At 68.0% G+C, this 25420-nt stretch carries 21 protein-coding genes; 5 read left to right on the forward strand and 16 right to left on the reverse strand.

The genetic code is table 11. The features are described from left to right. Positions 1-186 precede the first annotated feature (186 nt). The 4 genes from era to ACN0TP_RS15325 are packed head-to-tail and all read right to left on the reverse strand — an operon-like array spanning position 187 to position 4275. The gene (era, locus tag ACN0TP_RS15310) at positions 187-1344 is read right to left on the reverse strand and encodes a GTPase Era (protein ID WP_417220324.1); all 1158 of its coding nucleotides are present in this window, start codon (positions 1342-1344) and stop codon (positions 187-189) included. A 4-nt stretch (positions 1345-1348) separates the two neighbouring features. Further along, complete coding sequence (locus ACN0TP_RS15315; protein WP_417220326.1) at positions 1349-2674, reverse strand: hemolysin family protein; 1326 nt, start codon at positions 2672-2674, stop codon at positions 1349-1351. Beyond that, positions 2671-3144: an rRNA maturation RNase YbeY gene (gene ybeY / locus ACN0TP_RS15320; protein ID WP_417220327.1), complete on the reverse strand. Its 474-nt coding sequence runs from the start codon at positions 3142-3144 to the stop codon at positions 2671-2673. Before ybeY ends, ACN0TP_RS15315 begins: the two co-directional genes overlap by 4 nt. Before the next feature lie 3 nt (positions 3145-3147). Then, complete coding sequence (locus tag ACN0TP_RS15325) at positions 3148-4275, reverse strand: PhoH family protein (protein ID WP_417220329.1); 1128 nt, start codon at positions 4273-4275, stop codon at positions 3148-3150. A 266-nt stretch (positions 4276-4541) separates the two neighbouring features. On the opposite strand from ACN0TP_RS15325, the gene ACN0TP_RS15330 reads away from it, so the two are divergent. Continuing rightward, positions 4542-5471 (forward strand): GerMN domain-containing protein, encoded by a 930-nt coding sequence (locus ACN0TP_RS15330; RefSeq protein WP_417220330.1) that lies wholly within the window; start codon positions 4542-4544, stop codon positions 5469-5471. 15 nt (positions 5472-5486) lie between these two features. Here ACN0TP_RS15330 and ACN0TP_RS15335 read toward each other — a convergent pair whose 3' ends face one another. From ACN0TP_RS15335 to hrcA, 3 genes are read right to left on the reverse strand one after another with little or no spacing between them, the layout of a single operon-like run. Continuing rightward, positions 5487-6302: a 16S rRNA (uracil(1498)-N(3))-methyltransferase gene (locus tag ACN0TP_RS15335; protein ID WP_417220332.1), complete on the reverse strand. Its 816-nt coding sequence runs from the start codon at positions 6300-6302 to the stop codon at positions 5487-5489. Then, the gene (dnaJ, locus tag ACN0TP_RS15340) at positions 6302-7423 is read right to left on the reverse strand and encodes a molecular chaperone DnaJ (RefSeq protein WP_417220334.1); all 1122 of its coding nucleotides are present in this window, start codon (positions 7421-7423) and stop codon (positions 6302-6304) included. Before dnaJ ends, ACN0TP_RS15335 begins: the two co-directional genes overlap by 1 nt. A gap of 60 nt (positions 7424-7483) precedes the next feature. After that, positions 7484-8497, reverse strand: a complete 1014-nt coding sequence (hrcA, locus tag ACN0TP_RS15345) for a heat-inducible transcriptional repressor HrcA (RefSeq protein ID WP_417220336.1) — start codon at positions 8495-8497, stop codon at positions 7484-7486. A 177-nt stretch (positions 8498-8674) separates the two neighbouring features. Here hrcA and ACN0TP_RS15350 point away from each other — a divergent pair, with 177 nt between their 5' ends. Both ACN0TP_RS15350 and ACN0TP_RS15355 read left to right on the forward strand, forming a co-directional pair. Further along, positions 8675-9526 (forward strand): DUF3097 domain-containing protein, encoded by an 852-nt coding sequence (locus ACN0TP_RS15350; protein WP_417220338.1) that lies wholly within the window; start codon positions 8675-8677, stop codon positions 9524-9526. Between the two features lie 114 nt (positions 9527-9640). Beyond that, complete coding sequence (locus ACN0TP_RS15355) at positions 9641-10054, forward strand: DUF4870 domain-containing protein (protein ID WP_417220340.1); 414 nt, start codon at positions 9641-9643, stop codon at positions 10052-10054. Between the two features lie 68 nt (positions 10055-10122). Here ACN0TP_RS15355 and hemW read toward each other — a convergent pair whose 3' ends face one another. After that, on the reverse strand, positions 10123-11352 hold the full coding sequence (gene hemW, locus ACN0TP_RS15360; protein ID WP_417220342.1) for a radical SAM family heme chaperone HemW: 1230 nt from the start codon (positions 11350-11352) through the stop codon (positions 10123-10125). A 5-nt stretch (positions 11353-11357) separates the two neighbouring features. Beyond that, entirely contained in the window at positions 11358-13211 is a 1854-nt protein-coding gene (gene lepA, locus ACN0TP_RS15365; protein ID WP_417220344.1) for a translation elongation factor 4, read from the reverse strand. Positions 13212-13577: 366 nt separating this feature from the next. Between lepA and ACN0TP_RS15370 the strand changes: the two genes are divergently transcribed. Together ACN0TP_RS15370 and rpsT are read left to right on the forward strand one after the other, a co-directional pair. Then, positions 13578-13928: a type II toxin-antitoxin system PemK/MazF family toxin gene (locus tag ACN0TP_RS15370; RefSeq protein ID WP_417220346.1), complete on the forward strand. Its 351-nt coding sequence runs from the start codon at positions 13578-13580 to the stop codon at positions 13926-13928. A gap of 225 nt (positions 13929-14153) precedes the next feature. Further along, positions 14154-14414, forward strand: coding sequence for a 30S ribosomal protein S20 (gene rpsT, locus ACN0TP_RS15375; RefSeq protein ID WP_417220348.1), 261 nt, complete (start codon positions 14154-14156; stop codon positions 14412-14414). Positions 14415-14528: 114 nt separating this feature from the next. Here rpsT and holA read toward each other — a convergent pair whose 3' ends face one another. The 7 genes from holA to ACN0TP_RS15410 form a co-directional block, all read right to left on the reverse strand. Then, positions 14529-15554 (reverse strand): DNA polymerase III subunit delta, encoded by a 1026-nt coding sequence (gene holA / locus ACN0TP_RS15380; RefSeq protein ID WP_417220350.1) that lies wholly within the window; start codon positions 15552-15554, stop codon positions 14529-14531. Between the two features lie 44 nt (positions 15555-15598). After that, positions 15599-18061, reverse strand: coding sequence for a ComEC/Rec2 family competence protein (locus ACN0TP_RS15385; RefSeq protein ID WP_417220352.1), 2463 nt, complete (start codon positions 18059-18061; stop codon positions 15599-15601). A 194-nt stretch (positions 18062-18255) separates the two neighbouring features. Continuing rightward, the gene (locus tag ACN0TP_RS15390; RefSeq protein ID WP_417220354.1) at positions 18256-19014 is read right to left on the reverse strand and encodes a helix-hairpin-helix domain-containing protein; all 759 of its coding nucleotides are present in this window, start codon (positions 19012-19014) and stop codon (positions 18256-18258) included. 162 nt (positions 19015-19176) lie between these two features. Continuing rightward, positions 19177-20235, reverse strand: coding sequence for a DegV family protein (locus ACN0TP_RS15395; protein WP_417220356.1), 1059 nt, complete (start codon positions 20233-20235; stop codon positions 19177-19179). A gap of 9 nt (positions 20236-20244) precedes the next feature. After that, positions 20245-22806, reverse strand: coding sequence for a leucine--tRNA ligase (leuS, locus tag ACN0TP_RS15400; RefSeq protein WP_417220358.1), 2562 nt, complete (start codon positions 22804-22806; stop codon positions 20245-20247). 177 nt (positions 22807-22983) lie between these two features. After that, the gene (glpK, locus tag ACN0TP_RS15405; RefSeq protein ID WP_417220360.1) at positions 22984-24498 is read right to left on the reverse strand and encodes a glycerol kinase GlpK; all 1515 of its coding nucleotides are present in this window, start codon (positions 24496-24498) and stop codon (positions 22984-22986) included. A gap of 122 nt (positions 24499-24620) precedes the next feature. Beyond that, positions 24621-25349 carry an MIP/aquaporin family protein gene (locus ACN0TP_RS15410; RefSeq protein ID WP_417220362.1) on the reverse strand — a complete coding sequence of 243 codons (729 nt, stop codon included), beginning with the start codon at positions 25347-25349 and terminating at the stop codon, positions 24621-24623. Positions 25350-25420 lie beyond the last annotated feature (71 nt).

Consider the following 25420-nt stretch of genomic DNA (forward strand, 5'->3'; position numbering starts at 1 on the left):
GTGGTGGTTGAAAATTGAGGCCGGCAGCACGAAACTCCGCAGCGGGGGGTCGGCCCTAGTGACTGGTGTCCAGATTCGCCCCGCCGCGGCTGCCTAGTAGAAGGATTCCCGCATGCATGTTCCCCACCCTAGCATCGTGGCCCGTGGCGTCCACCGGGAGTGCTTAATGTTGCGGCACCGCCGGACTCAGAAGCCCAGTCGCCCGAGCTGCTTGGGGTCGCGCTGCCATTCCTTGGCGATCTTCACGTGCAGGTCCAGGTAGACCCGTGTGCCCATCAGCGCCTCGATGCCCTTGCGGGCGTTGGTCCCGACCTCTCGCAACCGGGTCCCCGCCCGGCCGATGATGATGGCCTTCTGCGAGGAGCGCTCGACGAAGAGGTTCACATGGATGTCCAGCAGCGGGTTGTCCTCGGGGCGGCCCTCGCGCGGGATGATCTCCTCGACGACCACGGCCAACGAGTGGGGCAGCTCGTCCCGGACCCCTTCCAGGGCGGCCTCGCGGATCAGCTCGGCGATCATGACCGCCTCGGGTTCGTCGGTCAGCTCGCCATCGGGGTAGAGCGGCGGGGACAAGGGCATGGCAGCGGCCAGCACGTCGGCGACGGCATCGACCTGGAAGTCGCCGGTCGCTGAGACGGGGACGACGGCGGTCCACCCCCGGTCTCCGAAGGTCTCGGTACCCAGCTCGGTCACCGCCACCAGCTGGCGGGCCAGTGCCGAGCGGTCCACCAGGTCGGCCTTGGTCACGATCGCCACGACCGGCTTGCGCTGCAACTGGGCCAGCTGGGTGGCGATGAACCGGTCCCCCGGCCCGATCTTCTCGTTGGCGGGAAGGCAGAACCCGATCGCGTCGACCTCGGAGAGGGTCTCGGCGACGAGGTCGTTGAGCCGCTGGCCCAGCAGGGTGCGTGGACGGTGCAGGCCGGGGGTGTCGACGAGGACGAGCTGGGCGTCCTCGCGGTGGACGATCCCGCGGATGGTATGCCGCGTGGTTTGCGGCTTGGCCGAGGTGATGGCGATCTTCTGCCCCACCAACGCATTGGTCAACGTGGACTTTCCGGCATTGGGACGGCCCACGAAGGAGGTGAAGCCGGCGCGGAAGGACTCGGGCCATTCACGCGGCAGCGCCGTACCGGTGTGCGCGGGGCCGACCTGGGGTTCGCGGACTGCGGCATCCGAGGTGTGGGACTTCTGCCCGCCCTTCGAGGCCGACGGGCCGCGGCCACCGCCCTGCTTCTTCGGCGCCCGACGTTGTCCCCCGGCCGCCCGGGCCTGCGATGCTGGGCCCTGGCCCGAGGGACCGCGCCGTGGGGCTCCGTTGTTCCGGGGCTTCTGTTCTGCCATGGGTTCAGTCCTTGCCTTCACGGGAGACATCGTCTGCGGCCAGCCGGCCCAGCGATCCCTCATCATTGTCTGCTGCCTCGGGATGTTCGTCGACCCAGGCCAGGACGGAGCCGATGCGGTTGCGTCGCCCAGCGAGGCGTTCGGCGTGGATGCGGATGCCGTCGACGGTGACCTCGGAACCCACGATCGGGACCCGGCCCAGCGTCTTGGCCAGCAGGCCTCCGACGCTGTCGACCTCGTCGTCGTCGATCCTGCGGTCGAAGAGGTCGGCGAAGTCGTCGATGCCCATGCGGGCGTTGACCCGGAAGACCCCCTCCTCCACTTCCTCGGACTCCACTGAGGAATCGTCGTATTCGTCATCGATTTCCCCGACGATCTCCTCGATGAGGTCCTCGAGGGTGACCAGGCCGGCGGTTCCGCCGTACTCGTCGATGACGATGGCCACATGGGTGGACTCGCGCTGGAGTTCCTGGAGGAGTTCGGCGACCGATTTCGATTCCGGAACGTAGCGCACGTCGCGGCAGACCTGTTCGACCCGGTGCTCGTCCCCGGGGCGGGCATGGAGGCGTGCGGCGACGTCCTTCAGGTAGACGATGCCCACGATCTGGTCGGGGTTGTCGCGGATGACCGGGATCCGTGAACACCCCGAACGCAGGAACAGGCTCATCGCCTCGGACAGGCTGGTCCCGTGGTCGACGGTGACCATGTCGGTGCGGGGCACCATGACGGCCCGGACCCGGGTATCGCCGAGTTCGAAGACGGAGTGGATGAGGTCGGCCTCGACGTCCTCGATGATGTCCGCCTCATGGGCGCGGTCGACCATGTCGCGGAAGAGTTCCTCGGTGAAGAAGGCCTCCTCCTGGACCGGGGACCCCTTGGCGACGTTGCTGCCCACCCGGACCAGCCACCCGGGGATGGGGCCCAGCACCAGGCGCAGCGCACGCACCAGCGGTGCGGTCAGCACGACCACGCTGCTGCTGCGGACCCGCCCGTAGCGTCGGGGTGACACCCCGACCAGGACGAATCCAACGGCCGCCATGGTGGCGGTGGCCAGCAGCCCGGCGAGCCAGATGTTCCCCAGCACGTCGTGGTAGAACAGCGCGATGGCCACCGCGCTGGCGGTTTCGAACCAGATGCGCCAGAACCTCACGGCGTGGGTGTGCGCGGTCGGCTCGGCCAGGATGGCCCGCAGGTTCTTGCGCGGGCGCTCGGCAAGCATGTCCTCGGCCTCCTGGCGTGGCAGCACCAGGAACGCTGCCTCGGCGGCGGTGAGGATGGCCGCGCAACAGACGAAAGCCAGTGCGAGCACCAGCAGGAGCGTGGCGATCATTCGGTGGTCTCGCGCGGGGCTTCCCGGCCGAGGAAGGCCTCCAGCAGGCTGCGCTGCAGCGAGAACATCTCCTCCTTCTCCTCGGGCTCCTCGTGATCGAAACCGAGCAGGTGCAGCATGCCGTGGGTGGCCAGCAGGAGGATCTCGTCGGCCGTGGTGTGGCCGCCGCGGGCCGCCTGGGCCGCAGCCACCTGGGGGCAGATGACGATGTCGCCGAGCATGCCCGCCGGGCTGGTGGAGCCAGGGGTTCCCGGACGCAGCTCATCCATCGGGAAGGACATCACGTCGGTGGGTCCCTCGAGGGACATCCAGTCGATGTGCAGGCGCTCGATGGCCGCCTCGTCCACCAGGATGATGGAGGCCTCTGCCTGCGGGTGGACGTACAGTGCGTCGAGGATGTGCCGGCCGAGCCGGGCGAGCTCCTCGAGATCGGCGTCGATGCCCGATTCGTTGTTGACTTCGATGCTCATGGTCTAGGACTCCGGATCGGTGGCGGGCCGGCCGCTGGGCCGCCCCGTCGGGTGGCGGCGTGCGGCCATCCGCTCGCGGGCGGCCTCGTTGTTGGACTTGGCGGTGCGGCGCCGTGCGGCGGCCGGGCTGGTTTCCGCCCGGGCGGACCAGCGTTCGTAGGCGCCGACGATGTCGCCGACCAGCCGGTGGCGCACCACGTCGGTGGCTTCGAGCTGGCAGAAGGCGATGTCGTCGACGGAGTCGAGGATCTCCGAGACGACCTTCAGCCCCGAGCGTGTCCCGCCCGGCAGGTCGACCTGTGTCACGTCTCCGGTGACGACGATCCTGGAGCCGAAGCCGAGGCGGGTGAGGAACATCTTCATTTGTTCCGGCGTCGTGTTCTGTGCCTCGTCGAGGATGATGAACGCGTCGTTGAGGGTGCGCCCGCGCATGTACGCCAGCGGTGCCACCTCGATGGTGCCGGCCGCGATGAGGCGCGGGATGGATTCCGGGTCGATCATGTCGTGCAGCGCATCATAGAGCGGACGCAGGTAGGGATCGATCTTGTCGGTGAGCGTACCGGGCAGGAAGCCCAGCTTCTCCCCCGCCTCGACCGCCGGCCGGGTCAGGATGATGCGGTTGACCTCCTTGGCCTGCAGCGCCTGGACGGCCTTGGCCATGGCCAAATAGGTCTTGCCGGTGCCCGCGGGCCCGATGCCGAAGATGACGGTGTTCTCGTCGATGGCATCGACGTAGGCCTTCTGGTTCACGGTCTTCGGGCGGATCTTCTTGCCGCGGCCGGAGAGGATGTTCAGGCCGAAAGTCTCCGGCGCCGAGGGGCGCACGGCACCCTCCGAGTCGACCATGCGCACCAGCTGCTCGACCAGCTGCGCCGAGACCCGGGTGCCCTTGGCCGCCAGCGAACGTGCTTCCTGGATGACCTGTTCGGCGCGCGTTCCCTGGGACGGATCGCCGGTGATGCGCAGTTCATTGCCCCGCACATGCAGTTCGGCCGAGGGGTACACGCCTTGCAGGATGCGCAGGACCTCGTCGTTGGCTCCCAGTGCCCCGACCATCTGCTCGGTGCTGGCAAACGTGATCACCGTGCCCGCAGCGGCTTCCGGTGCGCCGTTGTTGTCCTGATCGGTCATCCTGTTGGGTAGTCCTCCCGTTGCCGTGTCGTCTCCATGCGCCGGGGCCCGTAGTGGGCTCTGTTCCTGCGCCTTTCCATCCTACGTGACGGCCCCCGCGCGGCCCCTGTTATTCAGGTAAGTGTATATATCGGTCCTGCAACAGTCTCCGTTGGGGGCCTCCGCGGGTGTCCGGTCCGCTCTCGTGTGTGCCAAGGTTAATGGTCGGCACGGCACCAGTGTGTCCGCTGGCCTTCCCCCATCCCCGATCCGCTCAAAGGATTCCAGTGAACGTCCCGTCCCACCGCCAACGCACCCGGGTCCGCCTGGCACTGCTGGCCGCGGTGACGACGCTGGGGACACTGGCCGCCTGCGTGGGGGGATCGGGTGGCTCCCCCAGTTCCATGCCGGCGGCTTCGCGGCAACCGCCAGTCGTGTCTAGTCAAGGCAGCACGGCACCCCTGGAATCGCTCAGCGCGCCGCGTCTGTCGCCGATCTACTGGTTGGGCGAACGCGACTCCACCGTCTACCTGTACCGGCAATACACCCAGGCCGAAGACCAGGGCGATCCGGTCACCACGGCCATCAAGTACCTGACCGAACACGAGCCCCTCGATCCGGACTACTTCAACTTGTGGAGCAAGGCCTCGCGGATCGGGACATCGATCAGTTCCGGCAACGTGATCACCGTGGACATCTCGGCGGACGCCTTCGCACGGCGCCTCGATGCCGGGTTGGCCCAACGCGCGATCCAGCAGCTGGTCTACACGGCCACTGCCGCCGCCTCGGCCGCCGGCCTGCTCACCCAGACGCCCACCGCCAGCGTCGACATCCTGGTGGATGGGCACTCCGGCTACGAGGCCTTCAGCCATGTGAAGCTCGCCGGCCCCATCCAACGCGATGCCGCATTGCGCGCACCGATCTGGATCATCGACCCCCAACAGGATGCGTCCCTCACGGCCGGGAAGGCGACCATCCACGGGGTGTCGGCCACGTTCCCGGGGGGCACCCAGTGGGTGCTGAAGCGTGACGAGGACGGCAAGGCCACCCGGGTCGCCGGAGGCAAGCTGCACTTGGGCGGCGGTTCCCGCGCCGATAACGAATTCCAGGTCACCCCCATCCTGGAACCGGGCACCTACACCCTCTCCGTGTGGGGCCGTTCCCGGGCCGACTCGAAGCGGTTGAGCCTGGACGACAAGACCTTCACGGTCAAGTAGCCGCCGGCGCGCAGCTCAGTCGTCGAGGACGCCGGCCAGGTGGCGGGTCAACACCAGTGCCGCCGGACCGGCGGTGGAAGCGCGGAGGACATGGCGCCCGAGCAGGGCGGTGCGAGCCCCGGCGGCGACGAGCCGCTGGACCTCCGCCTCGGAGATGCCGCCCTCGGGACCGACGATGAGCAGGATCGTGGGCCGGCCGGCCTGGTCCTCTCCCCCGGTGCCGGGCGCCTCCAGGCCGTCCAGAAAATCGCGCACGACGACGGAGAGCGGCTCGGTGGCTGCCTCATGCAAGATGATGGCCAGGTGGGAAGGCTGCGCGGCCCGGTCAGCCGGTAGCTGGCCGGCCAGCTGGGCGGTGGTCACGACGCCGGCGACCGGGGGTAGCCAGGTCCGCCTGGACTGCTTGACCGCGGAACGGACGGTACCGGCCCACTTCTGGCGTCCCTTCTCCGCCTTGGCCGCGGGCCACCGCACCACCGACCGATCGGCCTGCCAGGGAATGACAGCCTCGACGCCCAGTTCCACGGCGGCCTCCACTGCCTGCAGGTCGCGGTCGCCCTTGGCCAGGGCCTGGACCAGGACGATTTCCACCCCGGGGGCCGCCTCGTGGGTGATCCGGTCCACGCGGGCCGTCAGGCTGGCCTTGTCGGTGGTGAGCACCGTGCAGCCCGCCCGGGTGCCGGCACCATCGAGGAGGTCGATCTGCTCGCCGGCCCGCACGCGCTTGACGGTCACCGCGTGGTGGCCCTCGGCGCCCTCCAGGGTGATCGTCGTTCCGGGCCCGGCCGCCGGTGGCAGCCCGTCGTCCAGCAGAAAGGCCTGGTTGCTCATCAGGCGCGGTGGCCCAACTTGTCGCGGAGCCGGGAGAAGACGCCCCCGCGTTCGGCCAGGCGGCCCTCGGTGAATTCCTCCTCGCGCAGGCTGGCGAGCCGTTCGAGGAGTTCGCGCTGTTCGGCATCGACCTTCGTGGGGGTCTCCACGTGCACGTGCACCAGCAAGTCACCGCGTGAGCCACCGCGCAGACGCGGAACGCCGAGCTGGGTGAGCTTCACGGTGTCGCTGGATTGGGTGCCGGCCTCGATGCGGATCTCCTGCTCCCCGTCAAAGGTGTCCAGCTTCAACTCCGTGCCCAGCGCCGCTGCAGTCATCGGGATCCGGAGGGTCGCGTGCAGGTCATTGCCCTCTCGCTCGAACACCGCATGGCGCTTGACGTTGATTTCCACGTACAGGTCGCCCGCGGGGCCGCCGCCGGGGCCGGCTTCGCCCTGGTTGGCCAGGTGGATGCGGGTGCCGGTGGCAACACCTGCGGGGATCTTCAACTGCTTGCTGACGCGTTCACGCACTCGGCCCTGGCCCATGCACTCGTTGCAGGGGCTGGGAAGCGTGGTACCGAACCCCCGGCAGGCACTGCAGGTCTCAACTGTCATCATCTGGCCCAGGAACGAGCGCACCGGCCGCTGGACCTGGCCCTGGCCGTGGCAGATCGAGCAGGTTTCCGGCGACGTGCCGGGCTGGCAGCAGCTGCCGTTGCAGACGGTGCAGGTCACCGCCGTTTCGATGTCGAGCGTGTAGACGGTCCCCTGGACGGCATCCTTGAGCTCGATGGATGCGGTCACCAGTGCGTCACGCCCGCGCTGGGTCCGCGACGCCGGTCCCTGGGCCTGGCCGCCACCGAAGAACTGCTCGAAGATGTCGCCGAAGCCCCCGAATCCGGCGCCGCCACCGCCGCCACCCGCGGTGCCGTTCTCGTTGCCGGTGGTGTCGTAGACCTGGCGCTTCTGCGGGTCGGAGAGCACCTCATAGGCGTGGGTGACCGCCTTGAACTGGTCCGCAACGTCCTGGCCCGGGTTCACGTCCGGGTGGAGCTTGCGTGCCAATTTCCGGTAGGCCTTCTTGATTTCCTCGGCGGAGGCGTCGCGCGCGACGCCGAGGGTTTCGTAGTGGCTGCTCACAGTGAGTGCTGTGTCCTTTCCGACAATCTGTACATGCTGGTTCCCCGCGTTTGGGTGGCGCTAATCGGCCAGGATGCGGGAGAGATATCGGGCCACCGCGCGTACGGCGGCCATGCTGGTGGGGTAGTCCATCCGGGTGGGGCCCAGGACGCCGACCTTGGCCGAAGCACCGGGGCCATAGCCGGTGGCGACCACCGAGGTTTCAGCCAATCCGCCATAGGGGTTTTCCCGGCCGATCTGCACGGTGATCCCGCGGGCGTCCTGCTCCATCTCGGAGAAGAGCCGCAGCAGGACCACTTGTTCCTCCAGGGCCTCCAGGACGGGGGTGATGGTCAGCGGGAAGTCACCGGTGGAACGGGCCAGGTTTGCCGTGCCGGCCAGGATGATCCGGTCGATCACCGAATTATCACCCAGGGTTCCCAGCGCCGCTGCGAGAATCTTTCCTGGTGCCCGCAACGACTGGGGCAGGTGGTCGCAGGCGACGGCGGCCAGCTCGCCGATGTTCTCCAGACGTTGCCCGGACGTGGCAGCCAGGAAGGCCGCCTTGAGGCTGGCCAGGGAGTCATCGGTGGTTTCGGGGGGCACCAGGACCACCCGCTGGTCCACCTTTCCCGTGTTGGTGATCAGGACCGTGAGGACCTGTCCGGCACCGAGGCCGACCAGTTCGATGTGCCGCACTGTGGCATTGCTGAACTGGGGCACCTGCAGGACGGCGACCTGGTTGGTCAGCTGCGCCAGCAACCTGACGGTGCGTTCCAGGACCTCGTCGAGATCGTTGGTCCCCTCCAGCATCTGCTGGATGGCCCGGCGTTCGGCCCCCGACAACGGACGGACGGCATCGATCTGGTCCACGAAGTAGCGGTAGCCCTGCTCGGTGGGGATGCGTCCGGCCGAGGTGTGGGGGGCGATGATCAGCCCGTCCTCTTCGAGGGCCGCCATGTCGTTGCGGATCGTGGCGGCGGACACGCCGAGCTGGTGCCTCTCGACCAGCGCCTTGGACCCCACCGGTTCACGGGAATGGACATAGTCCTCCACGATGGCCCGCAGGACCTCGAGGCGTCGCGGGACAGTCATTCGCTCCTCCTGGGTCTGCTGGTGGACTGATGTGCCGGCAAGTGTCGCTTAGCACTCGACACGCCTCAGTGCTAAGTCTAATACGAATCCCCGGTTGTTAGCATGGTGGCCGCGCGCCCCGGCGCCGCGAGGCCGCCCGGGCGGCCCACCGAACCCATCGAAAGGCCGTGTCAGGAATTGAATATCCACCAGTGGGGTGCGCAGGATCTCTCGGCACCGAAAGCCCGCGAATTGCGCAAGGTGCCCGCTGCGGTGGGTCTGCTGCTGGAAGACGTCCAGTCCGGATGGGTGGGCGAGGTGGTGCGCATCGAACGGTCCGGGGGCATGCGCGTGCTCGTCCTGGAGGACCGCCGCGGAAAGACCCGGTCGTTTCCCACCGGATTCGGCTTCCTCCTCGAGGGGGAACCGATCGAGGTGACCGGCCCCGTCCAAGCCACCTCGGCACCGGCCACGGCGCGGACCGCTTCGGGATCGGTCAAGGTGGAGAACCTCAAGGCGCGCACTGCCCTGGCCAGCCGGATCTGGGTCGAGGGAAAGCACGACGCCGAGCTCGTGGAGAAGGTCTGGGGCCACGATCTGCGCGTCGAGGGCATCGTCGTGGAGCCCCTGCATGGGGTTGACGACCTGGCGTCGGCAGTGCGGGAATTCGCACCCGGCCCGGGCCGGAAGCTGGGCATCCTGGTGGATCACCTGGTCCACGGCAGCAAGGAGGAACGCATCGCCACCGAGGCCATGCGAATGCCCGGTGCCGCCTCCAACGTGTTGATCGTGGGCCATCCGTACGTCGATGTCTGGCAATCCATCCGACCGCAGGTAGTGGGGATCGCTGCGTGGCCGGTGGTGCCCCGCGGCACCGATTGGAAGACCGGGATCCTGCGCGGTCTGGGCTGGCCACATGCCACCCAGGCCGATGTCGCCCTGGGATGGCGGCGCCTGCTCGGCCAGGTGAACAGCTATGCCGATCTGGAGGCCAGCCTGCTCGGGCGGGTCGAAGAGGTGATCGACTTCCTGACCACCGGCCGGCACTGAGACCGGCGCGGCGTGGTGGACGCCGCGCCGCAGGGCGGCCGGTCGCTGCGCCAATTCGCCAGTGGCCTATAAACTGGGTGGACACACCACGCCGGACGGGAGGAACGTCGGAGAATGAACGGCATTGATCGAAACCCGAAGGACGGCCCGGCTGATGCGGGACGGTTCGAGGGTTCTTCAGCGGCCCCGCTGCCGCTCACTCCTTCCGAGGACCGCCAGTGGGCCACCATTGCCCACTTCGGTGGCATCCTTGGGTGCATCCCCTCGGGGATCATCTACCTGGTCTATCGCGATCGCGGTCCGTTCACTGCCCAGGAGTCCAAGGAAGCACTGAACTTCACCCTGCCGCTGACTGTCCTGGCGCTGCTGTCGAACCTCCTGATGCTCATCCCCGTGATCGGTGGGGTCTTCGCCATCATCGCCGTGGCCATCTGGGTCTACATCACGGTCAGTGGCGTCGTCGCAGGCATCGAGGTCAACCGTGGCCGGCCCTACCGGTATCCCGTCAACTTGCGGCTGATCAACTAGCGCCAACGACATGAAACGGACCCCCGGGACAGCAGTCCTGGGGGTTCTTTCGTTCGCCGAAGGGGTGCCTAGAAATCGAGCAACCGGCGCACGATGGTGTCGGCCAGCAGGCGCCCCCGCAGCGTGGGAACCACGGTTCCCCGGACGGCCGCAGGTCCTTCGACCAGGCCGTCGGCGATGAGACCGGCCACCGCCTGGCGGCCACTGGCCGGCAGCTCGCTGGTGGGCAGCCCGTCGACGATCCGGGTCAGCAGCATCGTGCGTTCGAGCAACCTGGCCTGTTCGTCGGGGGTCTCGCGTCCGGCCGCGGGCGAGAGTCCGGCATCGATTCGCTGTTGGTAGGCCGCTGGGTGCTTGACGTTCCACCAGCGCAGGCCGCCGACATGCGAATGCGCGCCGGGGCCGGCGCCCCACCAGTCGGCTCCCGTCCAATAGGCCATGTTGTGGCGGCACCGTGTGGCCTCGTTGCGGCTCCAGTTGCTGACCTCGTACCAGGAGAACCCGGCAGCGGTCAGCAGTTCCTCGGCCAGCAGGTACTTGTCGGCGTGGTCGTCGTCATCGATGTCAGGCACCTCGCCGCGGCGGATGCGGGCGGCCAGCCGGGTACCCTCCTCGATGATCAGCGCGTAGGCCGATATGTGGTCTGGCCCATAGGACAAGGCCGTCTGCAGCGAGGTCCGCCAATCATCCAGGGACTCGCCCGGTGTTCCGTAGATCAGGTCGACGCTGACGTCGAGGCCCGCCTCCCGGGCCCAGCGGACGGCGAGGCCGACCCGCTCGGGCCGGTGGGTGCGATCCAGGGTCTTCAGGACGTGGGGAACCGCGGATTGCATGCCGAAGGAAACCCGGGTGAACCCCGCCCGGGCCAGTGTCGCCAGCGACTCGGGTGTCACGGAGTCGGGGTTCGCCTCGGTGGTGACTTCCGCCCCCGGTCGCAGCCCCCAGGTCCTGCGGATCGTGGACAACACGGAGGCCAGGTCCTCGGCCGGCAGGAGGGTGGGTGTCCCCCCGCCGAAGAAGACGGTCGAGACCTCGCGTTCGGGAAGCCCGCTGGCCCGCAGGACCCCGGCGCCGAATTCGAGCTCGGTCGATGCGGCTGCAGCGTAGGTGTCCTGGCTGGACCCGGAACCGAGTTCGTGGGCCGTATACGTGTTGAAGTCACAGTAGCCGCACCGTACGGCGCAGAAGGGGATGTGGACGTAGATGCAGAAGTCGCGCTCCGTTGCGCCGTCGATGGTGCCGGGCGGGAGCAATCCGTCGGCCGGTGCCGGATCCCCGAGGGGTAGTGCAGAGGGCATGGACGCTACTTCTTGGCCTTGTCCTTGGATCCATCGGAGGACAACGCCGCGATGAAGGCCTCCTGGGGGACTTCGACGCGGCCAACCATCTTCATGCGCTTCTTGCCCTCCTTCTGCTTTTCCAACAGCTTGCGTTTACGCGAGATGTCGCCGCCGTAGCATTTGGCCAGCACGTCCTTGCGGATGGCGCGGATCGATTCGCGGGCGATGATGCGCGAACCGATGGCGGCCTGGATGGGGACCTCGAACTGCTGGCGTGGGATGAGCTCGCGCAGCTTGGAGGTCATCAGCACTCCGTAGGCGTAGGCCTTGTCCTTGTGCGTGATCGCACTGAAGGCATCGACCTGTTCACCCTGGAGGAGGATGTCGACTTTCACCAGGTCGGCGATCTGTTCGCCGTCGGCCTTCCAGTCCAGTGATGCATAGCCGCGGGTCTTGGACTTGAGGATGTCGAAGAAGTCGAAGACGATTTCCGCCAGCGGCAGCCAGTAGCGCAGTTCGACTCGGTCCTCCGAGAGGTAGTCCATGCCGCGCATCTGTCCGCGTCGGGTCTGGCACAGTTCCATGACGGCGCCGACGAATTCATTGGGAGTGAGGATGGTTGCGGCAACCATCGGCTCGTGGACTTCCATGATCTTGCCGGCGGGGAACTCGCTCGGGTTGGTCACGGTCACCATGGTCTTGTCCTCTTTCATCACCTCGTACACCACGTTCGGTGCCGTGGAGATGAGATCGAGGTTGAACTCGCTTTCGAGCCGTTCGCGGGTGATCTCTAGGTGCAGCAATCCCAGGAAACCGACACGGAACCCGAACCCCAGGGCCACTGAGGTCTCGGGTTCGAAGGTCAGGGCAGCGTCATTGAGCAGCAGCTTGTCCAGGGCGTCACGCAGGGCAGGGTAGTCGGACCCGTCGATCGGATACAGGCCGGAGAACACCATGGGCTTGGGGTCCTCGTAACCTCCCAGGGACTCCTGGGCCGGCTGGTTGAAGGTGGTGACCGTGTCGCCGACCTTGGACTGGCGGACGTCCTTGACGCCGGTGATCAGGTAGCCGACCTCGCCGACGCCGAGGCCCTTGCTGGGGGTCGGCTCGGGTGAGGAAACGCCGATCTCGAGCAGTTCGTGGGTCGTGCGCGTGGACATCATCTGGATCTTCTCGCGCGGGGAGAGCTGTCCATCGACGACGCGGACGTAGGTGACCACGCCACGGTAGGTGTCGTAGACGGAATCGAAGATCATCGCACGGGCCGGGGCATCCACCTGGCCGACCGGTGCGGGGAGATCCCGGACGATCTTGTCCAGCAGGGCCTCCACGCCCTCACCGGTCTTGCCCGAGACCCTCAGCACGTCTTCGGGTTCACCGCCGATCAGGCCGGCGAGCTCCGCCGCGTACTTTTCGGGTTGGGCCGCCGGGAGGTCGATCTTGTTCAGGACCGGGATGATGGTCAGGTCGTTTTCCATGGCCAGGTACAAGTTGGCCAGCGTTTGCGCCTCGATGCCCTGGGCGGCATCCACCAGCAGGATCGCACCCTCGCAGGCGGCCAGCGAACGGGAGACCTCGTAGGTGAAGTCGACGTGTCCCGGGGTGTCGATCATGTTCAATGCGTAGGAGGTTCCGTCCAGCTCCCACGGCATGCGCACGGCCTGGGACTTGATGGTGATCCCGCGTTCACGCTCGATGTCCATGCGGTCCAGATACTGGGCCTTCATGTCACGGTGGGAGACGATTCCCGTGGATTGCAGCATCCGGTCGGCCAGGGTGGACTTCCCGTGGTCGATGTGGGCGATGATGCAGAAGTTCCTGATGATCGCCGGATCGGTTGCGGCAGGCACCGGGGCGGTGCGGGCCATGGGTGACACGTGGGAAACCTCGCTCTGGGACGGATGGGGAAACGAACCGTATTGCGGATCGACCGCAAAACATCATTCTTTCATGCTTCGGGTCAACTGGAGTTCCCTGGTGCACGTGTTGCGCCCCGCTGTTACCGTGGCCCCATGCAGATCAACCCACGCATGATCACCCGGCTGGTGCGACTGGGCACTAGGGCCTTCCGGTCATTCCAGTCAAGCCAGAAGCAGAATCAGGGGCGCCCCCAGGGCGGGCAACCGCCCGCGGGCTCCACCGGTTCCGGGCAAGGCGGCCCCGGCCAGAGGCGCACCGGCGACGGTTCCGGCGGTTGAAGAGACCGGGCCTACCCGGGGGACTACACCGGCCGGGTCAGGGCCGTGTACGCCCCCCAGCCCGACGGCCGCCCCGATCCGGGAGAAATCGTCTGGACCTGGGTCCCCTATGAAGAGGACCACTCCCAGGGCAAGGACCGGCCGGTCCTGCTCATCGGGCATGACGGCGGTTCCCTCCTGGGGTTGATGCTCACCTCCAAGGACCATGATCGTCCGGGTCACCAGGACCGGGACTATGTGGACATCGGCACCGGCGCTTGGGATCGGCAGAGGCGGCCCAGCGAGGCCAAGGTCGACAGGATCATCCGCGTCGATCCCGAGGGGATCCGCCGGGAGGGTGCAGTCCTCGGGCGGGCCGCCTTCGATCGGGTGGCCGCGGCCCTGCCCCGCTCCTGAGCGCCGGCCATCTTCGGCCGGTCGGCTGGGCCTGCCCGCGACCCGCCGGATCGGTTCCCGAATCGCGGGGATCAGGCATCCCTGCTAAGATTGCTTGCTGTGTGTCCGCGCAGGTCGACGGGCACTTCTCCCGGGTCGCCATAGGTATCCCCACGCCGCTCAGTCGATGGCTCGGGAGGGATCCCTCACCGACCATTTTCCGCGATAGCAAGAGAGTTTATACAAGTGGCTAATATCAAGTCCCAGAAGAAGCGCATTCTCACCAACGAGAAGGCCCGCGCCCGCAACGCCGCCGTGCGTTCGGAGCTGAAGACCGCCATCCGCTCGGTCGACAAGGCCGTTGCAGCCGCCGACAAGGATGCAGCTTCGGCCGCACTTGCCACCGCCGGCCGCAAGCTGGACAAGGCCGTCAGCAAGGGTGTCGTGCACAAGAACAACGCTGCCAACCGCAAGTCGGCCATCTCCAAGAAGGTCAACGCGCTCTAAAGGCACGTCAGCAGCTTGACCGGCTGGGGCCGTCACCGGGTAACCGGTGGCGGCCCCAGCCCTTTTAAGCGTCCAACCGCGCGGCGCCGATCACACGTCGTCGGGGCCCGCTCGTCACCGACGGGCGGCCAACGCGATTCCCGTGACGGCCCGTTCCACCGCGTAGTGCGGATCGCGCGACGCTCCCTTGACCTGGGCGTCGGCTTCTGCCACCAGTCGCAGGCAGTGCACGAGGTCATCGGGCGAGAAGTACCTGGCCTGTTCCTGCGCCTGCTGCACCTGCCAGGGGGGCATGCCCAGTTCCTTGGCCAGCAGGCCCGAGGACTTTCGTTGTCCGGCGACCTTGGCGACTTGACGTAGTTTCATGGCCAGGGCCGCGACGATGGGCACCGGGTCGGTTCCCGTGGCCAATGCGTGGCGCAGGGTTCCCAGGGCGGTGGGTCCCCGTCCGGAGAGGGCCGCGTCGGCGACCTTGAAACCGGTGGCCTCGACGCGACCGCCGAAATAGCGGTCGACGGTTTCCTGGTCGATTTCCCCGGTCGTGTCCTGGACCAGTTGGGTGCACGCTGCCGCCAATTCGGCCAGATCGGAGCCGACGGCCGCCACCAGCGCTCGGATGGCTTCGGGAAGGATCCGGCGTCGGGCCGACTTGAACTCCTGGGACACGAAATCGACCTTGTCGGCGTCCTTCTTCAACGGTTGGCATTCGATGACGACCGCCTGAGCCGCCTTCAGCGCGTCGAGGACCTTTTTGCCCCGGTTGCCGCCTGAGTGGTGCAGGACCATGACCACGTCGGTGGCGGGGGACGAGGCGTAGGCCATGATGTCCTCGAGGAAGTCCTCGTTCATGGTGGCCATCGACGTGACCTCGATGACCTTGGCGTCGCCGAACAATGACGGGCTGGCCGCCAACAGGAGTTCACCGCGTTGATAGGTCGAGGCGTCGAAGGCGGTGATTTCGGCTCCGCCATCACGGTCCTTGACCTGTTGGCGGATGGAATCGAAGACCCGTCCTGCGATGTAGGACTCGGGGCCTTGCAGCAGGACCAGCGGTGCCGGGGCGGCCTGGCGCCAGTTTGTTCCGGCACCTGCACGGTTCGAGGAGGAGCGGGAGCCTCCTGCTGGTTTGTTGGCCACCATGTTCCGCCTTCCGTTGGAGTCCGACATAGCATCCTATCGCCCTCCTACGGTGTGCGTCGCCCGTGGACCACGAGCTGGCCTTCGGGGCTCTCGTGCAGGCGGATCGTCCCGTTCGTGTCGGTTCGATACACCTGCATGCCGGCGGACCGTAGTGCCTGCAAGGTGGCCGGCGCCGGGTGCCCGTAACTGTTGTCCGCCCCGACGCCGATCAGCGCCACCCGGGCACCACAGGCGGAGATCACATCGGTGCCGCCATTTTTCGCCCCGTGGTGACCGACCTTCAGGACATCGACCTGGAGGCTCGGATGGGCACGGACCACCTCCCCCATCGCCTCGGCCTCCATGTCCCCGGTGGCCAACAGGGTCACTGCCGGCCCCGGCCCACCGGCGATCCTGAAGACGATCACCAGCGATGCGTTGTTTTCCTCTTCCCCTAAGGGGTCCTCGAGGGGGCCGATCACGCTCCAGCTGACGCTTCCGGCGCGTCCGGTCGATCCTGCAGTGGGTTCGGTGGCCAGGTGACCCGGCGGCAGGCCGGGGAGTGCGGTGCTGTCGGTTCCGGTGGAAAAGTAGGCGCTTTTGAGTGAACGCCCGCTGGCGGCTCCGGAGACCCCACCGGCGTGGTCTGCGTGCAGGTGGGTCACGAACAGGGCATCGATGGTGTCGATGCCCAACATCGTCAGGCAGTGGTCTACCAGCCGTGGATCGGGCCCGGTGTCCACCAACACCGCGCTTCTCGCACCGGATCGGAGGACGAACGCATCGCCTTGGCCCACGTCGCAGGCGGCCAGAAGCCACGGTCCCTGACGCGAGGGAAACCACGCGGTCGCGGGCACGACCACTCCGCCGAGGAGGCCCAGCCCGGCCAGTGCCGCGCCCGCTGCGAGGCCACGTCGGCGCCAGGTGAACACGAGGCCACCCCAGGGCACAAGGTGCAGCAGGCGCCCGCGAAAAATGGGGCCCCGGTCAGCGCCGACCGCCTCGGTCGGTTTCCCCGTGGTTGAGTCGAGCCACACGGCCACCAGTCCCAGGATGGCCACCATGAGCGCCGCCATCCGGCTGCCGCCCCCCTCGGGCCAGTCAAGGGCGGCCCCGGGCAACCCGGCGGCCCCATGCCCCAGGCCCCCGATCCAGCTGGCGGGAATGCCGGCTACCCAGACGAACGGCTTCAGCCACGGCCCTGGGATCCCTGCCAGCACCAACCCTGCAGTGCCGGCCACCGTCACCAGCGGAACCAAGGGGGCCACCAGGATATTGGCCGGGACGGAATAGGTGCTGAAGACCGGGGCCAGCCCGAGCAGGACCGGCAGGCAGAACAATTGGGCGCTGGTACTGACCCCCACTCCGTCGGCGAGCCATCCGGGCATGATGCGTCGACACAGCCCCGCGAGCCGCTGGCCCATCAGGACGATGCCCGCCGTGGCCAGGGCGGAGAGCTGGAACGCCGGTTCCGTGGCATACCAGGGATCCCATGCGAGGATGAGGACCACGCATACACACAGGGCCGTCAGCGCCTGCCTGCCACGACCCGCGTAGACTGCCAGCGCGCCGATGGACCCCATGACCGCCGCACGGATGACACTGGGTTCCGGGTGGACCAGGACCACGAAACCCACCAGTCCCAGCAGCGACAGGGCCAGGGCCGGCCACCGGCCGAGGCCGCAGAACCTGCAGGCCCACAGCACCGATCCCAACAACATCGCCACATTGGCTCCGCTCACTGCTGTCAGGTGGGCCAGACCGGAGGTCTTCATGTCCGCCGAGAGTTCGGCGGATTGCACGCTGCGGTCGCCCATGACCATCCCCGGCAGCAGGGCAGGCCCCTCCCCCGGCAAGACTTCCGACTCGGAGGCCAGCCGCTCGCGCCAGCGTTCCGTGGGAGCACGGCCACCGGCCGTCCCGGTGGGTGCGATCAGTGAGGAGGCACGCAGCCAATGGCCTTGCCGCTGGCCCGGTGCAGCCTCGCTGAGCCGCCCCAGGCCGGCCAGGTGCTGGCCGGGGACCGGGGGCGCCGGCTGATCCCATTGCCCGGAGCCGAGGACCAGGACGACGTTGGCGATCGACGAATGCCAGTTCCCTGCGGCTGTATAGCGCGTGAGCCTGACGTCCACGAGGACCATGGGCTCTGCCTGCGTGGCGGCTGGTTCCTGTCCAACCAGCGCCTCGCCTGGAACACCGCGTGACGCCGTGACGGTGCGGGCATCGCCGGTCACCTCCGCCTCAAAACGAATCGTGGACCCCGCAGCTGCCAGGGACCCCAGCGTCGGGTCCCGCTGCGTCAAGGCGTAGGTGGAGACCCCCGCAGCCACGAGGAAGATGCCGACTGCGGCAGCTGCCACCGGAGTCCACCAATGGTGGGACCAGGCGATGATCCCGCGATTGCGCAGCAGCAACCAGAAGACCAGCGCCAACAAGGCGCCGAGGACCGCGGTCACCAGGAACGACCAGCGGGGATCCACCGACACCAGGAACGCGGCAGCGGCCCAGGCGCCCACAGCCGTCGACAAGCTCCGCAAGTCCAGCCGTCCGTCGTCCTCGGGGCCCGTAGCGGCCGCGGGACGCGGCGTGAACCAACGGGCCAGGCGAGGCAGGCGCACGGGGGCCACCCGTGGTGCCGTCCCGGGAGATCCCGCCCGGTGGAGTGGGCCGGACCGCTGTGGGCCATCCCGCCCCCGACGCGCAGCCCCGGCCGCCGGTCCGCTCAACGGAACCGCACCAGGGGTTCGAGGCGGGCCATCATGGCTGGTCCGATGCCGGGCACGGCGTCGAGTTCGTCGAGTGAGGCGTACGGTCCGTTGGACGTCCTGAACTCCACGATGCGGGCCGAGAGCGCCGGGCCGATGCCGGGGAGCTGTTCGAGTTCGGTGGCCGAGGCGGTGTTGATGTCCAGGACCTCGCCTCCACCGCCGTCAGCGGCGGCGGCCGAAGGCGCCGCCGCCCCGGGAGCCGTTGCTGAGGAGGCGACCTCGTCCTGCGTGGGCAGGTACAGCTGTTCACCGTCCTGCAGTGGCGCTGCCAGGTTCACTGCCGAGGCGACAGCACGCGCCGTCAGCCCGCCGGCCTTCCTGACGGCGTCTCCAGCGCGTTGACCGGACGCAAAATGGTAGACGCCTGGCCGCTTCACGGCTCCGGCGACGTGGACGACGATCTCAGCTGGGGTCTGCCCCGCAGCGGTTCCGGGCGCGGGAGCCGATGCCTGGGCCGATCCGGTGCCCTGCGTGGCCGCAGGGGAAGGCTGCGCCGTCGTCGTTCCGGTGGCGGCGCTGGGATCCATCTGCACGGCACCCAGCCGCTCCCCCGCGCCTTCGGGTGGATGGAACAGCAGGCTTGCAGCGATCCAGATGACTGCCGTGAAGAGAAGGCACATGATGGCGCCGCGGCCCATCCGGAAGCGGAATCGCACCCCGCCCGCGCGGCCCGGCGTCGGGTCGGTGCGCAGTTCCCAACGGTGTCGGACCATGTAGGCAGCCTAGGAAGCCGCGATGGTGAACCCGTCGGCGTGGGTCAGGCCTGTGGACAGGCCGTGCGCCACGCCGGCTGTGGAGGACCCGTCGCCGACCACTGCCATGCCGGCCGGGCAACCAGCGGCCCGGCTGACAGGAGGGCAGGCGATGAGCCGCGTCTAGTCGGCGGTCTCCGGCTCGTCGGCTGATCCCGTCGCCTGCTCCGGCTCGGCGTCGGCATCCCCTGCGCTGTCACCGGGTAGTGGAGTCGGCGTGGGGTCGGCGAGGGGGGCGATGACCACGGCCAGCACCCCGGCGCCGGCATGGGCCGCCAGGACGGAAGGAAGCGGTTCGCACAGGACGTCGCCGCGGCTCGAACTTTCCAGTTCGGCCCGCAGCTCCTGGGCCTGGTCCGGATTGCCGAAGTAGTGCACGGCCACACGGGCACCGGCCGGTGCAGCGTCGGCGGCAGCCCGGGAGATCTCCACCAACCGGGCCATCGCCCGCGGCATGGTCCTGACCTTCTCCCGCACCGCGATCCGGCCTTCCTGGATCGCCAGGAGAGGTTTGACGGAGAGCAGGGTGCCGAACATGCTGGCCGCGGCGCCGATGCGCCCGCCCTTGCGCAGCTGCTCGAGGCTGGGTACGACGAAGCAGATGGGATAGTCCCCGGCCCGGCGGGCAGCGGCCTCCACGGCGGCCAATGGCAGTCCCTCTTCGGCTGCGAGCACCGCGTCCATCACGGCCAGGCCCTGGGCCAGGCCCACGGTCCGGCTGTCGATGACCACCACGGGAATCCCGACCTCTCCGGCTGCCCACCGTGCGGCGTCCACCGTGCCGGAGAGCTCCTTGGACAGGTGCAGCGAAACGATGTGTTCGTAGCCGGCCGCGGCGAGCGACTCATAGGCGCGTTGGAACACGCCGGGAGCCGGACGCGAGGTCTGGACGGTGGCGCCGGTGGCCAATGCGAGTGCCAACGCGGTTTCGACGTCGTCCAGTCCCTCGGTGTAGATCTGCCCGTCGATCATCACCGGCATGGGCAGGACGCGCAACCGGTCGGCGTGGGCCTCGACCCAGCTGTGCGGGATCGCCGCCGCGGTATCGGTGACGACGGCGATCCGCGGGCCGGCCGGGCGTCCGCGCTGACGCCGCTCGCGCGGGAGGAACCGGTCCAGGAACCCGGGATGCCGTTCGGTGCGCTGCCCGGGGGGATCTGCGCGGCGCTGGGCTGGAACCATGTCCCTACCCTAGGAGGCCGGGACGAGATTCACGAGCTTCGGGGCCCTGACGATCACGGTGCGCAGCTCGCGGCCTTCCAGGGCCCGCTGGACCGGCTCCGAGGCCAGCGCGAGTTCACGCAGGTCGGCCTCGCTGATGTCGGCGGGCACGGTGAGCCGGTCGCGGACCTTGCCCTTGACCTGGACGATCGCCACGACGGTATCCTCCACGAGCAGTGCGGGATCCACCACGGGCCATCCGGCGTTGGCAACCGAGGGCTCGTGTCCGAGCTGCTCCCACATTCCCTCCGCGGTGTAGGGCGCGAAGAGGCTCAGGATGACGGCCACCGCTTCGGCGGCCTCGCGGACGGCGGGGTCCGCCGGACCGGCGCCGCTGTCGATGGCCTTGCGGGTCGCGTTGACCAGTTCCATGAGCTTGGCGACGACGACGTTGAACTTGCTGGAATCGAGCAGTTCGGCGGCTTCGGCCACCGTCCGGTGGGTGATGGTGCGCAGCGCCCGGTCACCGGTTTCCGGGTCGCCGCCGGCCGGACTGGACACGTCCTGGGCCACACGCCAGGCCCGGGCGAGGAACTTGCCGGCGGCAGCCGGCGAGACATCCGCCCAGTCGACGTCGTCCTCGGGCGGGGAGGCGAAGACCATGGTGAGGCGGACGGCGTCGACGCCGAAGCGGTCCAGCTGCTCGCCGAGGTCCACGCCGTTGCCCAGCGACTTGCTCATCGCCTTGCCGCCGTTGAGGACCTGTCCCTGGTTCAGCAGGGCCGAGAAGGGTTCGGAGGCGCTGATCAGGCCGAGGTCGTGGATGACCTTGGTGAAGAAGCGGGCGTAGAGCAGGTGCAGGATCGCATGCTCCACACCGCCGACGTATTGCCCGACCGGCATCCAGTTGCGTGCGGCCTCGGGGTCGAAGGGCCCCTCGGTGTAGTGCGGGGAGACGAAGCGCAGGAAGTACCACGAGGAGTCCACGAACGTGTCCATGGTGTCGGTGTCGCGCAGGGCGGGTGCACCGCAGGACGGGCAGGAGACGTTGACCCAATCAGTGGCGGCGGCCAGCGGTGAGGTTCCCTTCGGCGCCAGGGCCTCCCCGCGCAGGTTGTCCGGCAGGCGCACGGGCAGCTGGTCGTCGGGGACCGGGACCTCACCGCACTCCGGGCAGTGGATGATCGGGATGGGGGTGCCCCAGAAGCGTTGGCGGGACAGCAGCCAGTCGCGCAGCCGGTAGTTCACCGTGTGGCGGCCGGTGCCGGCGGCCTCGACGATCTGCACGGCGCGGGTGATGGCTGCCGACTTGTCCAGTCCGTCGAGTTCGCCGGAATTGACGAGGGTTCCCTCCCCCGTGGCGGCGACGCCGCTGACGGCCGGATCCTCTTCCCCGGTTTCGAGGACGACCCGGATCGGCAGGTCGAAGGTGCGTGCGAAGTCGAGGTCGCGCTGGTCATGTGCGGGCACTGCCATGATGGCTCCGGTGCCGTAGTCGGCCAGCACGTAGTCCGCGGCCCAGACCGGAAGCCGGGCCCCGGTCAGCGGGTTGATGGCGTACCTGCCGAGGAAGACACCGGTCTTGGTGCGTTCGGTGGATTGCCGTTCGATTTCCGAGAGGGCCTTCACCTGTTCCTGGTAGGCGGCCAGGGCCTCGCGGTGTTCCGGGGCGACGATCTCATCTGCGAGGGCCGCGTCGGCGGCGACGACGAAGAACGTGGCACCGTGCAGGGTGTCGGGGCGGGTGGTGAAGACGGTGACCTTGTGCTCGTCACCGGAGTCCTGGAGCGCTTCGATGGCGAAGTCGACGTGGGCGCCCTCGGAACGGCCGATCCAGTTGCGCTGCATGGCCAGCACCCGCTCGGGCCAGTGGCCCTTCAGGGCATCCATGTCATCGAGCAGGCGGTCGGCGTAGTCGGTGATCTTGAAGTACCACTGGTTCAGCGACTTCTTGGTCACCGCCGTGCCGCAGCGCTCACAGGTCCCGTTGACGACCTGTTCGTTGGCCAGCACTGTCTGGTCCTTCGGGCACCAGTTCACGGGGTGGTCCTTGCGGTAGGCCAGGCCCTTCTCGTGGAACCGCTTGAAGAGCCACTGCGTCCAGCGGTAGTACTCCGGGTCGGAGGTGTGGATGCGGCGCGACCAGTCGGCGCTGATGGCATAGCGCTTGAACGATGCGGCCTGGGTGTCGATGTTGGCGTAGGTCCACTCGGCGGGGTGGGCGTTGCGCTTGATGGCAGCGTTCTCCGCCGGCAGCCCGAAGGAGTCCCAGCCGATCGGGTGCAACACGTCGTAGCCGAGCTGGCGCCAATACCGGGCGACGACGTCGCCCATGGCGAATGCCTCGGCGTGGCCCATGTGCAGGTCCCCGGAGGGGTAGGGGAACATGTCCAGGACATACCGGCGTTCGGCGGAGCCGTCGTCCCGGGGGGTGAAGACGCCCAGTTCCTCCCACACGGGCTGCCACCGGGCTTCAAGGTCCCTGAAGCTGTAGCTGGTGCCGGTGTCCGCGGTTCCGGTTGCCTCTGTGCTCACGATGTGTTCGCCTTCTGGTTGTGCAGAATGTGTGGGTCGTGCAGTCCCGGCCGCCACTGCCCTCGATGAGGCGGGGGAAGCCGAACACGAAAAAGCCCCTTGGCATGCAAGGGGCAGCCGGGGTGGTGATCCCGGCTAGGAAAGACGTAGGACTGCTGACATGCGGCCAGTCTACAGCACGGTGGGGCGCGGGCGCCGCAGGGCACCGGGCCCCACCGTGGTGTCGGGGTGGTGCTACTGCACGTCCTCGTCGACCCAGTCGAACGTCTTGGTCACTGCCTTCTTCCACAGGCGCATCTGGCGTTCACGCTCCTCCTGTTCCATGGACGGCTCCCAGCGGGTGTCCTCGGCCCACTTGGCCCGCAGTTCATCGCGGTCCTTCCAAAAGCCCACGGCCAGGCCCGCGGCATAGGCGGCACCCAGTGCAGTGGTCTCGGTGACCTGCGGGCGGACGACCGGGACCCCGAGCAGGTCGGCCTGGAACTGCATCAGGCTCTCGTTGGCGACCATGCCCCCGTCGACCCGCAGCTCGGTCAACGGCACCTCGGCGTCGGCGTTCACGGCGTCGAGGACCTCACGGGTCTGGAAGGCGGTGGCCTCCATGGCCGCGCGGGCGATGTGGGACCGATTGGCAAAACGCGTCAGGCCCACGATCGCGCCCCGGGCGTCCGGACGCCAGTAGGGGGCGAACAGGCCGGAAAAGGCCGGGACGATGTAGACGCCCCCGTTGTCCTCCGCCTGGGAGGCCAGCTCCTCGACCTCGGCAGCCGAGGAGATCATGCCGATGTTGTCGCGCAACCACTGCACCAGGGAACCGGCGACGGCGATGGAGCCCTCGAGGGCGTACACCGGCTTCTCGTCGCCGATCTGGTAGGCGAGCGTGGTCAGCAGGCCGTTGGAGGACTTCACGATCTCCTCGCCTGTGTTGAAGATCAGGAAGCAGCCGGTGCCGTAGGTGTTCTTGGCCTCGCCTGCGGCGAAGGCGGCCTGGCCGAAGGTGGCTGCCTGCTGGTCCCCGAGGATCCCGGCGACGGGGACTTCACGCAGCAGCTGGTTGGTGTGCACTGTCCCGTAGACCTCGGAGGAGGACTTGATGGCCGGCATCATCGACACCGGGACACCGAAGTCCGCCAGGATGTCCTCGTCCCACGTCAGTTTTTCCAGGTCCATGAACAGGGTGCGTGAGGCATTGGTGACGTCGGTGATGTGGATGCCGCCGTCGGTGCCTCCGGTGAGATTCCACGTCACCCAGGTATCTGTGTTGCCGAACAGCAGGTCGCCGGCTTCGGCCCGCTCGCGGACCCCTTCGACGTTGTCCAGGATCCACTTGACCTTCGTGCCCGAGAAGTACGGGGCCAGTGGCAACCCGACACGGTCCTTGTAGCGGTCGCCGCCGCCGTCGGCGGCGAGCTGGTCGACGATGTTCTGGGTCCGGGTGTCCTGCCAGACGATGGCGTTGTAGACGGGCTTGCCGGTGTTCTTGTCCCAGACGACGGTGGTCTCACGCTGGTTGGTGATCCCCACCGCCGCAATGTCGTGCCGGGTGAGGTTGGCCTTGGACAGGGCGCTGCCGACGACCTCGCGGACGTTGGTCCAGATTTCCGTGGCATCGTGCTCGACCCAGCCGGCCTTCGGGAAGATCTGCTCGTGTTCCTTTTGGCCGACGGAGACGATCGATCCGTCGTGGTCGAAGATGATGGCACGTGAACTCGTGGTGCCCTGGTCGATGGCGATGATGTACTTGCTCATGGGATTTCCCTTCGGGGTTCCGGTGTGGGGGTGGCTGCTGCCGTGACGCGCACCACAGGATTCCGCTGCTGCGAGTCTAGGACATGGAGTCTGGCCGTTGGGGCCGGGTAGGTGCGGCGGCTCTAGAAGAGGGCTGCGCCGGCAACGCCGCCGACGGCCCCGCCGATCAGCGGTCCGACGATGGGCACCCAGGCGTAGCCCCAGTCACTGCCGCCCTTGCCCTTGATCGGCAGGATGGCGTGGGCCAGGCGCGGGCCCAGGTCGCGGGTGGGGTTGATGGCGTACCCGGTGGGCCCGCCCAGCGAGGCGCCAATGGCCACCACGAGCAGGCCGACGGCCAGGGGGCCGAGCTGGTGCGGTGTCTTGCCCAGGCCCGCGATGACGAAGACCAGCACGAAGGTTGCGATGATTTCCGTCATCAGGTTCCAGAACTTGCCCTTCAGCGCCGGACCGGTGGAGAAGACGCCGAGCTTGGTGGCGGGATCCGGTTCCTCGTCGAAGTGCTGTCGGTAGGACACCCAGCACAGGACGGCGCCGAGGAAGGCCCCGATCAGCTGCGCCGCGAAATAGAGCAGCGTGGAGATGAACGTCTTGTCGACGCCCGGGGCGTATTCGGCGACGTCCGGGTTCACCAGCAGCCCGATGGTCACTGCGGGATTAAGGTGGGCTCCCGAGGCGGCGGCGACGAACACCCCGGCAAAGACGCCGAGCCCCCACCCGAAGTTCACCATCAGGGTGCCGCCGCCCCTTCCCTTCGAGCCGGCCAGGGAGACGTTGGCCACGACTCCCCCTCCGAGCAACAGCAACATCATGGTGCCGAGTAGTTCGGCGCTGAAGACATGCAGAGACATCGTTGACTCCTCGTGTTGTGTGACGTGGTCAGGGCATCGGGTGATGCGCCCGCTGCTTCCGTCTCCCGACT

It is taken from the genome of Arthrobacter sp., assembly GCF_048266065.1.
In the GTDB taxonomy this organism is placed as follows: domain Bacteria; phylum Actinomycetota; class Actinomycetes; order Actinomycetales; family Micrococcaceae; genus Arthrobacter_H.